The sequence below is a fragment of the Vibrio sp. MMH1-50 genome (assembly GCF_022347645.1).
In the GTDB taxonomy this organism is placed as follows: Bacteria; Pseudomonadota; Gammaproteobacteria; order Enterobacterales; family Vibrionaceae; genus Vibrio; species Vibrio harveyi.
This window is the reverse complement of sequence record NZ_JAKRGG010000016.1, coordinates 15,569-27,896: the sequence shown is the minus strand read 5'-3', so window position 1 is coordinate 27,896 and position 12,328 is coordinate 15,569. Positions and strand designations below refer to the sequence as shown.

Below are 12,328 nucleotides of genomic sequence, written 5' to 3'. Positions count from 1 at the left end.
CGTGGAAACCAAACATGTCGCAAATAGAAATCAAACGAGATCGACCACGCGTCGAATTGTTGTTTGCTAAATACAAAGAGCAGATCGGTGACGATTTTCCCGGTTATCGAAATCATGTATATCGGACAATCACCTATGCGATGCATTTTCTAGGTAACGATGAACGGTATGAACCGCTCGTTGAAACGGCTTTTGTGTACCACGATATCGGACTGTGGACCGATCATGAGCTGGCTTATTTGGAGCTATCAGAGGCTGCAGCGTTAGCTGACAATGAACACTTTGAATGGGGTTTAGATCCTGATGCTTTGCGTGGAGCGATTCATTGGCACCATAAGATTTCTCCGTACAAAGGTCCGCACCAAAAAGTCATTGAAGCATGCCGCAAAGCTGACTGGATTGATGCGACCAAAGGCCGTGTTCGTAAAGGGTTGAGTAAAGAAACCATCGCAGAAGTTGAGGCGGCCTTTCCAAACTTAGGTTTTCATGACACTTTGCTGCGTCTAGCAAAAGACCATGGTGGTTCGACGTTAGTCGGCGGTGTTAAAGTCACGCTGGGTATCGTGAAGTGGTAGCCTGAATAATCTTATAGATCGAATGTAAAAAGAGGACTCCATTTGTGAGCCCTCACATTTACGTAACAGCATTGGTTATTGTGTGATCGTTAACCCAAGTTGAGTTGCCATGCTTAACTCGTTGCGCTCTACGATTTCTTCAATCACTTTACCTTCTTGGTTAAAGCGAAAGTAGGTGAGGCTTGTCCATGTAACGTCTTTACCTGATACATCGAACTCCATCCACGTATTTGCATTTTTGGCTTTGTGAGTAAGGGTGACAACCACTTGATCTTCTGCTTCTACAATGCGTTGAAAGCTTGTCTCAAGGCTCTCATAACGTTCAGTTACGCAAGATTTCAACTTGGCTTCAAATTCGACTAACCCTTTTAAGGTTTTTCCACAATCAGGGCGGTGAATAAGAGCGTCTTCAGCGAAAAATTCCCCCACACGTTCTGTTGCCTTACCGTCAACACAAATCTTAAAGTAATTTCTTATGGTTTGGACTTGTTTACTTTCCATTTATTTATCTTCTCTTTGTTTGTTGAATTGCTGGGATTTTTAATCAAAAAATGAATCTTGAATAGATCAGATAAGGTCGATAGTCTGTCAACAAATAGTAAACAATGAATATTTTGATGAACTTAATTACGCTAATTAAATCGTTTATTTGCACCGTAGAGGAAGGCAGTTTTACGGGCGCATCTAAGAAACTAGAAGTGTCTAAATCTCTCGTGAGTCGCAATGTTAGAGATCTAGAAACGTATCTTGGAACGCGATTAATGAATCGCTCAACCAAGGCGCTGTCTCTTACGGACGCTGGTCATCAGTATTATCAAGAAGCACATGTTCTGATTTTGCAACTTGAAGCGCTGAATGACGAGATGAGGTTTGATAGTAATGAAATCTCTGGCACCTTGAATGTTCTCGCGCCAAATGGTTTGACAGAAATCTTGCTCATGCCGTTTATTTGCGGTTTCAGTGATAAATATCCGGAGCTAAGAGTGAATTTGCTGCTTGATGATGGTTTAGATGATATCTCCTCACAAGGGTATGACGTAGCAATTCGATCTGGTCGTTTGGTTAGGCAAGATTCAGATTTGATCGCAACAAAGATCACTGAAAACAGGAATATCATATGTGCCTCGCCGCAATACTTAGAAGCCTCTTCTTCACTTTTGCAACCGAGAGATCTGCATTCTCATCGAATTATCGAAGACCCAAATTTAAAGAATTATAAGGTGTGGCGATTTAACAAAGCGGGAAAAGAGCTGGATGTGCAGGTGTCACCATCTCTTTCCGTTAACAGCGTACAGGCAGTGAAAACGGCGCTAAAACACAACTATGGAGTTGCGATGCTTCCAAGAGCATTGGCGGAAGATGAGTTGTGTAAGGGCGAATTGATAGAAGTACTGAAAGACTACCAATTACCAACAAGAACGGTCTACGCGCTTTATCGAGCACGCTCTAACACACCGAGAAAGGTCAAAGTCTTTATCGAAGAGCTAAAAGCGTACTTTGTACCTTAACGTCAGCTCATTTCTGAGTATCCGTTGCTCTATGTTTATCGGTGCTGAAATCAGGTATGTGCGTTTAGTTTGTTTACTTTTCAATTCATCAAAGAGGATGGAACTTCAAAACGATTTGGTAATCATAGGGAAGGGTAAGATAATTTTCCCTTTTTTGTTGTAAGGTTTATCTAAGCAAAATAGACGTTTAGTGAGAATAGCAAAGCTTAGAAACAAAGTTCTCAAATACGTAACGTTTAAATTGCCTCTGTATGATGTTATAACATAACAATTACTATTCTCAGTTAACCCTAGTACTATGAAGTTTGTTCGTTATTTCTTAATTGCTGTCGCTGCTACCGCATTCTCTCTTGCAGCTTATCTCACCTATCAAGCAGAAACGAAACCAGAAGAAATCACCATTAAGGTCACGCCTTATTCAGAACTAAAGAGCGCTCAAAAAAACGAGACTCAAACAAATGAAACACCTCAAAATCCCGAACGTGAAGTCAAAAAGCATGACAACATCGCGCGTATTCACTACTTCGTTAAAGTTGGTGACACGCTCAGCACGATCTTTTCCTCATGGGGGGTATCATACGACACCACTCAAAAGCTTCTTGAAGCTGACTTAACGTCACTGAAGCTCGATACCATCAAACCAGGCGACCACCTTGAGCTCGTGGTAGATAGAGATACTAAGACCCTAAAACAAGTGATTTTCCATGAAAGCCTTGTCGAACGCGCGGTCTATACACAAAACGACGATGGCACGTTCACTTATGACTTTATTGAGGAGCCGGGAGAGTGGCGTGAAGAAATGTACTCAGGCACGATCAATGGCAGTTTTTCTTCTTCTGCGCATAAGCAAGGATTGACCACAACGCAGATTGCTAACATCACTCGCGTATTACGTGACAAAGTAAATTTTGCTCGTGAGCTTCGTGCTGGTGATAGCTTTCATGTATTGGTGAATCGACAATATCTTGATGATCACTTTACTGGTAATGCAGAAGTGCAGGGCATCGCGATCAAAATGCGAGCTAAAGACGTTGAAGCATTCTTAGCGGAGGATGGTCGTTTTTATGACAGAGCAGGTAACAGCCTTGAACAAGCATTTAACCGTTATCCGATCGACAAACAGTTCCGTCGTATTACCTCTCCATTCAACCCTTACCGAAAACACCCTGTTACGGGACGAATCTCTCCGCATAACGGTACGGACTTCGCAACACCAGTTGGTTCCCCGGTTTACTCAACTGGCGATGGCAAGGTGATAGCGGTTCGTAACCATCCTTATGCGGGTAAATACTTAGTGATAGAGCACAATAGTGTCTATAAAACGCGTTATTTGCATCTAAGCCGTTTTCTCGTCAAAAAGGGCGACCATGTTAAGCGTGGGCAGAAGATTGCATTGTCGGGAGCGACAGGACGATTAACTGGACCACACCTTCATTTCGAAGTGTTGGTACGTAATCGTGCAGTGGATGCTATGAAAGCGGATTTACCATTAGCGAGTTCCATTTCTACTAAAGACAAGCCAGCTTTTTTAGCAAGAGTCTCTGAATTTGATGATTTGGTTGCTCGTGAGCAAAGTGCCAGTAGTGCGCAAACAATGCAGAACAAACAATCCTCTTAGTGGGTATAGCAGCATCAAGGCAAGCATTTTCGCTTGCCTTTTTTGTTTTTAGCGAACTAGGTATTAGGTTCTTAAAATAGATGAAAAATAAAGCATATCAGAAGAATAAGCCTATGGGATGAGTCGGTTAATTATTGCATTTAAATGACAGTAAAAATAGAATTTATACTCTATTTTTATAGGAGTATAACTCATTTTACGCGATATAAATATGTGATATTTATTCCATAAAGTTCCATTGTCTTTGCTTACTATTATTTCCTATTTTACCAAGTGTATTTATTTTAAATTATATTATTTGATTTAATTTATAACTCCAATCAATGAGTGGATAATGTATCTTCATTGTTGATTTTAAATCGCTGATTTTTAGTTCATTGTTTTTTGGTGCGAGCAAAGTACTTTAAGAAGGGGTGGTGATTCTATCTTTCTGTTATTAAAGGCTTTTATTCTCTTTTTGGTTGCTTTTCTAGTGTGTGGTGACCGGTGATTAGTGCTATCTTTTGATTAAATTAATATAATCTAATTAAGTTTATTCTTTTTCTTTTATTTTGATGTTTCATTTATAACTTATTGGTTTGTAAATTGAACAATAAATAGTTATAGATAAATAAATTTTGATATTTATCCCAGAAACAATAATGAATTTTTGCCTTGGTTATTTTTATTTATAAATTAAGTGTGCTTGCAAAACACAAATGAAACATTAATTGCAGGTCTTTGTGCAGTACCTAAATAATTAATATAAGATTAAGGACTTTATTATGTATCTAAGAAAGAGCAGTGCTACGCAGACAAACTCCATTGGTTATCGCACGCTAGGGCTTACAATGCTTTGCTCCGGTTTATTACTGAATCCTATTTCACAAGCCATGGCTGCGGAGTTTAGTACTGATGCGGTTGCTCAATCAGAAAGTGAATACTGGAGCACTTATAAGCTGGATATCAAGAACACAGGTTCTGAAACGGCAGACATGCGTGAAGCTGTCATTGAGTTCGTATTGCCTGTTGCAATCAATGACATCGGTTGGGCGTCAAATCACCTTTCGTATCCGTCATGGGAAATCTCTCATACGACACAATCTAACGGTGTACTGAACTCTGTCTCGCTGAAGTTTCCGCAAGGATCTTGGGTAGATAGCGAGCTTGCTTCTGGAGAATCTGCGGCACTGACGATTTCTTTCGGTGGAGAGTTGACGGATCTGAATGCGTTTGAAAATTCAGTGGTAGTGAAAGTGGATGGTGAAGTCGTTCCTCCACCTGAGTTCTCGCTCGATATTTTGGCTCCTGCACAAAACTCAGTGGTTTCTACTGGCACAAATGTAGACATCATCACGGATATTGCGGGTGAAGGTGCAACCAAACTAGAGTTCTGGGTAAACAACATCAAGTTGGGAGAGCAACCTGTTGTAGAAGGCACGACAGAGTATCAACAGGCTTGGCTCCCTGACACTATTGGCGCAGCAACGATTGCGGTCATGGCATTCGATGAGAGTGGAAAGAAACTGACAGAACAAACGGTTCAAGTAACGGTTGAATCGGAATCTACCGCACCAAATCCACCTGTGATTGAGTTTATCTCACCAGACGCTGGCTCTTCTCACCAAAAAGGTGACACCATTACAATCTCGGCCAATGTCTCTGATGCAGATGATGATTTAACAACCGTCAAATTCTTCGCCAACGATGCTGAAGTATGTCAGTTAGACGCCAAAGCGACTCAAGATTTCTCATGTGATTGGACGGCACACACTGCGGGGTCAACAACGCTTCGCGCTGAAGCTCAGGATGACGAGCAGCATACTGCACGCAAGAGCCTAACCATTACGGTCACAGACACGGGCACAAGTTGTGGCGATATTCCTCAGTACGAAGATGGTGTGCCATACAAAGTAGGCGATGAAGTCACGAATATTGGCAATATTTACTCATGTACCGTCGCGGGTTGGTGTGGTAATCCGGTTTGGACACCGGGCACCGGGCACCCTAATTATCCTGATGCGTGGAAAGACGCATGGAATGAAGTAGGGCAATGTGATCCGAACCCTGTGCCAGTTGTTAAGGTTCAGTCCCCTCAAGATGGACAAAAAATCGCACCAAACCAAGCATTCGATGTGGTAGTTGATGCAACGGATGATACCGAAGTTGCTCGCGTTGACGTTCAGTTGAATGGACAAGTGGTAGCAACCTCAGGCACACCTTCACAGGGCGATACTTATACCATCACGGTTCCTGCTCAAGTTGAAGGTCAATACACATTGACGGTTATTGCATACGATGATCAAGGTGCGAGTGCAGAAGCTGCGCCAATTTCTTTGGCTATCACTGACAAGGACTTGGTGGTTTCGCTTTCATCTCCTGTCGATGGTTCTAGCTACTTCGAAGGTCGTGCGATTTCTATCAAAGCGGATGCAAAGAGCTACGAAGGCGATATTACTTCTGTAAGCTTTATCGCCAATGGTAATGAACTGTTCAAAGATACCGAAGCGCCATACGAGTATGAATGGCTAGGTGCGCAGAAGGGGGCTTATGCCATCACGGCAAAAGCGGTAAACACAGCAAGCCAAGAGCAAACCTCAGCGACATCTACCATTACAGTTAAAGAAAGCACGGGCGGTGGCGGTTTAGTTGATAACCCAGATCGCTCTATCAGTTACCTAACATCTTGGGGGCTAAATGACTACGAGCAGTTGTTCAACTCAGAAGGAGACGGTTACCTATTGTCATTTGGTAAGTGGGATTCAAGCGGTAATATCACGATCTCTGACGGCATGCTCACACCGCCGGATTACAATCCAGATTGGATGCCAACGCAGTACCTCGCTTGGTCAACGCTTAAGCATGACAATGAAAACGTCACGATGATGGTAGCGTTCGGGGGGCAAACTTACGAAAGTATTTGGTCGGCGATCAGCACCCCACAAAGTCGTGAAGCGGTCGCGACTGGATTGGTTGATTTGGTCCACACGCCATTTCCGGTGTACAAGAAGAACCTGAAACCTGAAGAGATGGAAGGTGAGTGTCTTGCATCAAAACCCGATGGCAGCTGTGATTACAGCAAGTATCAGTTAGCTGGTTATGTGCATATTGATGGGTTGGATTTCGACTTCGAAAAAGCCGCTCGAATCACAGACAAAGAGAACCAAGACTTAACGGCATTGATCAAACTGATCCGTGAGAAAGTCGGCAACACCAAAGTGCTGTCCCTGACCACTTATCATGTAGGTGCCGACCCTGTCGAGTGTATGAATGCAAACGTATTCGAAAACTGTTCTTATGTTGAGCCATCTGGTCGCTCATCGCATCATGGTGAAGTCATTGATCTACTCAAAGCGACTAAAAATGACTTTGATTTCTTCAACGTCATGACATACGACGCTGGTCGAAACTTCCTATACGATGTCGCGATGGCGAACTATGCTGAATATATTGGAGACAAGTCGAAGATTGTTTTAGGTAATACGATCAACAGTCAGTGGGCACCAGGTGGTAACTTTGTTGAAACGCGTCAGAACAACCTAGACCGTGCTAAATGGCAGAAAGATAACGGTTATGGTGGTTTCTTCATGTGGACGTTGGGTTCAAACAACCAAGGTTTGAGTATGGCAGAACAAGTTGACTACTTTAACGACATGATCAATGTAAGTAAGTAGTACCTACCTCATCTTGTAATCTACTTGAACGACGGAAGGCTCAATGCCTTCCGTTATTTCTTCAATTTTCACCATGGGAAAGCCTTCTCTCGTCGTATTCCCATGTAAATCTCAAACTAATTCAGTGGTGACAATATGTCGAGATTAGATTCTGGTCAGCACCAGAAAGCGATTCCGTGCGTCCAAAATACCTCCACTCAACACTACGATGCGTTCAGTAAATGGCTACATTGGGCTATGGCGGTGATTATCATTTATGCAACGCTTGCAGGCTACGGCATGTTATTCGTTATGGATATGCCGCAGGTGTTCCATGTTCTATCTACGCTCAATATGTCGTTTGCAACCATCGCCTCCGTGTTATTGATTGTACGTTGGGGGTGGTCATTCTTTCGTAAAGCCCCAGAGTTACCAAAATCGGTTTCTCATACCCAGAAAAGCATCGCTAAACTCACACATGGCGCTATCTATTTGGTGATGTTTGTAGTGTTTGTTAGTGGCTTTCTAATGCTTAAACATGAGTATCCATTCTTTTGGCTGTTTACCATTCCAAACCCAATTTCTAATGCCGAAGTGAATGCGTTCTTTTTTATGGTTCACCGTTTTGGCTGTGCCACACTCGCGAGCTTGGTGTTGTTACATGCGTTAGCAGCGTTGAAACATCACTTTGTGAATAAGAACGACGTATTGCGGAGTATGGCATTTAATGTGACTAAGCAAAGTCAGTCGTCGTAAGCCGCACAGTACGGTTGGTTGAAGGCGTGTAGAAAGAAAAAAGGCTTGGTGAGCCTCCAAGCCTTTGTGTCCACTTAATCTAACTATTTTTTAAAGGTTAGATTCAAAGTGAGTGGAACTCGATCAGAAATCTTAATCCCGCCAACTGTTGCCGCGAGGTCAGTTAAGTTCTTACTAGGAATACCAAAGTCAGCAGCGCCAATAATCACAGGTGCACTTGAGCTCACCATTACCGTATCGCCAGCGTTTAGGATAACAACCGGAAACTCAACGGATTTTGTCTTACCAAACAGCGTTACTTCAGCAGGTACTTTTACCTTGTGTGAGCCTTCACCCAGAGAAGCCCAATCAACTTTTCCTGTCACTTTTACTGGTGCGTGTTTCGCAGATTCAAAGAAGATTTCATTAAGACGGGTGTTACGAATAGGGATACCTGTCTCAATGCTATTTAGATCGATAGCAACATCAAATTTGCCATTGCTGTCTAACGTGCCGGAAAGAGTATTGATGGTCGCTGGCTCGACAACAAACTGGTTCTTGATGGTAGCAAAGCTTACTGAAGAAAAGTTTGAATCTAATGTGTAGTTGTCAGCAGCAAATGAAGCACTAGAAAACAGCGCCAGCGCAATGCTTAGGGTGGATAAAGTCTTTTTCATTATTATTAGCCTTATATACGTTGAACGGTTGTTCCCCTTGATACTAGTCCGGATTTATAAAAGTTAATAAGGAATTAAATCGATTAATTTTGGTGATTTTTTTCGATGTGATTAACTGTGCATTAATGATGTTCGAATATCAATTTGAATGATTATGAGAGCGTATTGTTTGTCAGAAACTTGCTAATTAGCAATGACTTATTTAGGTGTTGATAAATCTACACGGCTTACATGGTTATTCTATAAAAGTGTGATACTGATATAAAAATGGTTCATTTTATTAAAGTTGTTGCATTTGATGCGGATAACGTAACTGAATAGTTAAAACCAGTGTCGCGGGAGAATGGGTTGGCAAAGAGAGTAATGCCAAGTCACCGGCTTAATTAACCCCGTTGATAGAAATTAATCGCTTGCGTTGAGACAACCATAATGAAAAGAATCATCCTATTAGCCGTTTGTGCCATGTTTGGCATTGCTGTAATGGCGAGTATGGCGTCTACCTACTTTATCTCCAGTCAGAAAATCGATGACATCATCTTGCACAAATCTCAGGTTCAGGCTGAGTTCTTAGCTGAGAATGCAAGTTACATTTTAAAGAACTCAAACCATCCGGTCCAAGATCTCCAAGCGTTAGTTGACCAGTTAAAGCAACGCTCAGATGTAAGTTATGCCATTGTAATTGATAGCAATGTTTCGGCTGTTGCACACAGTGATAAACAAAAACTAAACAAGAAGTACGAAGATGACTATACAGTGGCGGGTGCAACCAAAGGTGTGCAGCAATACTCGAAGTGGTACGCGGATGTGCAGCAAGTGTGGGTGTTCGATATCATGGCTCCAATCTACGTGAATGGTCAACTCTACGGCACGTTCGATATCGGTATTCCAATTACGGAAGTGAGCCAAGCAACGAACGGTATTATTAGCTACCAACTTGGTTCAATGACCGTGATATTTGTACTCTGCGTGCTACTACTTTCACTTCTGCTAAGCCACTTAATGCAGCCGTTATCTGTATTGAAAAATGCACTGCATGACATTTCCCAAGGGGAAGGCGATCTGACTGTTCGTTTGCCAACAAAAGGTAATGATGAAGTGGCTCAGATTTCATCAGCATTTAATGTCTTTGTCGAAAAGGTTCATGGCATTATTTCGCAAGTGGTGAGCACTGGTGTTGCATTGAATGGCTCTGCAACTGCCTTACGTGAGCAATCTCAACAGGCGTTGACTCGTGGGCAGGAGCAAAACGAGCAAACCATGCTGGTGGTGACGTCAATGAATGAAATGATCGCAACGGTAAATGAAATTGCATCGAACGCAGCAGGTGCAGCGAGCGCGGCAAGTACTGCAACGGATGAAACGCAAGAAGGCTACAAGACGCTGCAAAAGACCACTACGGCAATCACAAACCTTGGAACCGAGATGAACAGCACGTCCAGCATCATCGTAAGTTTGGCAGATAATACTCAATCGATCGGTTCAATCCTTGAGGTGATTCGAGGTATCTCAGAACAGACGAACTTATTGGCACTTAATGCTGCAATTGAGGCCGCTCGTGCTGGTGATGCAGGCCGTGGTTTTGCTGTGGTAGCTGACGAAGTACGTAACCTTGCGACGAAAACCGCGCAGTCAACCGATGAGATTGACCTGATGATCAAACGCTTGCAAGACGAAGCGCAAAATGCCGTGAATTCGATGGGGAACAGTAAAGCTCTGATCGAAGAAGGAACTACGGAGACGGAGCTAGCTCGACAAGCACTAGAAGCGATTTCTAAACAGGTAATGACCATACTGGATATTAATACTCAGGTTGCAACGGCAACAGAACAACAATCGACGGTAGCTAACGAGATCAACATGAACATGGATACGGTGAGCAATTCAGTGAAGCTCGGTCTAAATGCAAGTGAGCAATTAGAGCAATCGAGTCAACAACTGGCTGAGCTCTCGCAAACGCTTGATCATTACGTCGGCTCGTTCAGAATCTAACCCACAACAAGCATGCAAAAGGCGACCATCGAGTCGCCTTTTTGTTTGCCGATATGTATCCAAAGTGTGGTTATGGGGTGATGTTACTATAGGTCACTGCTTGAATTTCGCCTTGCGCCGTTCGTTCGACGTTATCCACTTTGCCTTGGAAATAATAAGGCGTGAAATCGGATTGCCCTTTGCTCGCATTTGCATAATACAAAGTTACTGGCTGATGGTTTAGTGCGCCAGACGTTAAGGTGCCAATCAATGCATGCTCGAATTGATGATAACCATTGCCCCAATGAAACGCTTTGGTTGACTTTGGATCGAGACCGACGCCTCCATATTGATGATCAACCCATGCATCCATAAAAGTACGTGTGGTGTATGGCAGTACATTTCCCACCTTGTTATCTAAAATGGCAAGTGTCATTGCTGATTGGTCAAGCTCTGCCCATTCCCAAGAAGAGCTGCCGTTGGAATAAGGGCGGCTTTGCCAAGCAGGGATGGATTGATTCGCCCATTCGCTTTGCAGTTCGGGAGAAAAAAAAGCGCTAACTGGTTCAAACTGTTGTTGATATTGCGCTCGCTCTAATGTCGTTCGCATGCCTTGTTTCGCAAATTGTTTCCAATCGGCATTGTTTATTTGTTCTGCGACAAGGTAAGTCATCCAATACGCTTTAATGGTGTGACCGAAATCGTTATGTTTGGCGTTTGGCTGCATGACGGCTTTATGATGAATGGCACCGTAGAAGCGTTGCTCTTTATCTGAGTGATAATGTTGGACTAATGTATTTGTTAACCAGGTCAGGTCACTGAGCCACTCCGTTCTATGTGGCTCAGGCAATAGGGGAGCGACCAAAAGCATATAGCCGTTAATTTGGTCTAATTGTGCAACCAACTCATGCTGTTTTGCACTTTGCTCATCTCCATCTTGTAAAACCCAAGCAAGTCCTACTTCATCGTTTAGTCTGTAGTTATCAAAGATAAATTTTTGCTGATCAATAAGCACTTTTTCTACCAGAGGATCGCCCGTTAGGTAGTAATACATTGCAAGCCCAACGAGTGCGTAAGCTTGGTCTTGCGAAGTTCTCTGTGTCCACTTTAAACCAGCTTGTTTGTTTTGCGTGAACGAAATAAAGCCGCCATGCTCTTTGTCTTGCAATTCATTTATTAGGTAATAAGCCCCTTGCTTCGCTAGTTCAAGGGCTTGAGTGTCTCCAGTTAGGTGGAAAAGCACCCCATAGGCGTAGGTTTGGCGCGACTTCATCCGCGTATATTCACGACCAAAATAAGGAGTAATCCAACCTCGATCTAACTCAGGACAAACATTGGCTGTATTCAGTTTGCGACCATCGTTGCAGCGGAAAGTGGGGAAGTTTCCAACAGGTTCTCCGTAAGCTTTCTCATCCATCCAGTAAGGGGCTAAGCCTGTTGTGATGTGGTTTAGCCATGTCTGTGTAGATGGAAACGTCGTTGATGCCGCATTATTTGCAATCGCGTCTTGGGAAACTGTTTCGTTTGAAGCTGAGTTTTCAATTGTCGCCGCCAGTGACACCGAACTGGTGGCGAGAGAGAGCGCTATTATTAACGACTTTGTCGAAAAAGACAT

At 43.0% G+C, this 12,328-nt stretch carries 9 protein-coding genes; 6 read left to right on the top strand and 3 right to left on the bottom strand.

Translation table 11 applies throughout. The annotated features are described in order from the left end of the window. The first annotated feature begins 14 nt into the window (after positions 1–14). On the top strand, positions 15–575 hold the full coding sequence (locus tag MHO32_RS13580; RefSeq protein ID WP_239212466.1) for a phosphohydrolase: 561 nt from the start codon (positions 15–17) through the stop codon (positions 573–575). A gap of 75 nt (positions 576–650) precedes the next feature. Here MHO32_RS13580 and MHO32_RS13575 read toward each other — a convergent pair whose 3' ends face one another. Then, positions 651–1,076: an ester cyclase gene (locus tag MHO32_RS13575; protein WP_239212465.1), complete on the bottom strand. Its 426-nt coding sequence runs from the start codon at positions 1,074–1,076 to the stop codon at positions 651–653. Positions 1,077–1,192: 116 nt separating this feature from the next. On the opposite strand from MHO32_RS13575, the gene MHO32_RS13570 reads away from it, so the two are divergent. The 4 genes from MHO32_RS13570 to MHO32_RS13555 all read left to right on the top strand — a co-directional run bounded on the left by MHO32_RS13570 (position 1,193) and on the right by MHO32_RS13555 (position 8,089). Beyond that, positions 1,193–2,083 (top strand): LysR family transcriptional regulator, encoded by an 891-nt coding sequence (locus MHO32_RS13570; RefSeq protein ID WP_239212464.1) that lies wholly within the window; start codon positions 1,193–1,195, stop codon positions 2,081–2,083. Positions 2,084–2,381: 298 nt separating this feature from the next. Beyond that, positions 2,382–3,701, top strand: coding sequence for a peptidoglycan DD-metalloendopeptidase family protein (locus MHO32_RS13565; RefSeq protein WP_239212463.1), 1,320 nt, complete (start codon positions 2,382–2,384; stop codon positions 3,699–3,701). A 764-nt stretch (positions 3,702–4,465) separates the two neighbouring features. After that, positions 4,466–7,354, top strand: coding sequence for an Ig-like domain-containing protein (locus MHO32_RS13560; RefSeq protein ID WP_239212462.1), 2,889 nt, complete (start codon positions 4,466–4,468; stop codon positions 7,352–7,354). A 135-nt stretch (positions 7,355–7,489) separates the two neighbouring features. Next, positions 7,490–8,089, top strand: a complete 600-nt coding sequence (locus MHO32_RS13555; protein WP_005447113.1) for a cytochrome b — start codon at positions 7,490–7,492, stop codon at positions 8,087–8,089. A gap of 83 nt (positions 8,090–8,172) precedes the next feature. Here MHO32_RS13555 and MHO32_RS13550 read toward each other — a convergent pair whose 3' ends face one another. Further along, positions 8,173–8,745, bottom strand: a complete 573-nt coding sequence (locus MHO32_RS13550; protein ID WP_005447112.1) for a YceI family protein — start codon at positions 8,743–8,745, stop codon at positions 8,173–8,175. A gap of 429 nt (positions 8,746–9,174) precedes the next feature. Here MHO32_RS13550 and MHO32_RS13545 point away from each other — a divergent pair, with 429 nt between their 5' ends. After that, positions 9,175–10,734, top strand: coding sequence for a methyl-accepting chemotaxis protein (locus MHO32_RS13545; protein WP_239212461.1), 1,560 nt, complete (start codon positions 9,175–9,177; stop codon positions 10,732–10,734). A 70-nt stretch (positions 10,735–10,804) separates the two neighbouring features. Here the strand turns inward: MHO32_RS13545 and MHO32_RS13540 are convergent, their stop codons facing one another. Then, a complete protein-coding gene (locus tag MHO32_RS13540; protein WP_239212459.1) occupies positions 10,805–12,328 on the bottom strand; it encodes an AGE family epimerase/isomerase in 1,524 nt (507 codons plus the stop codon).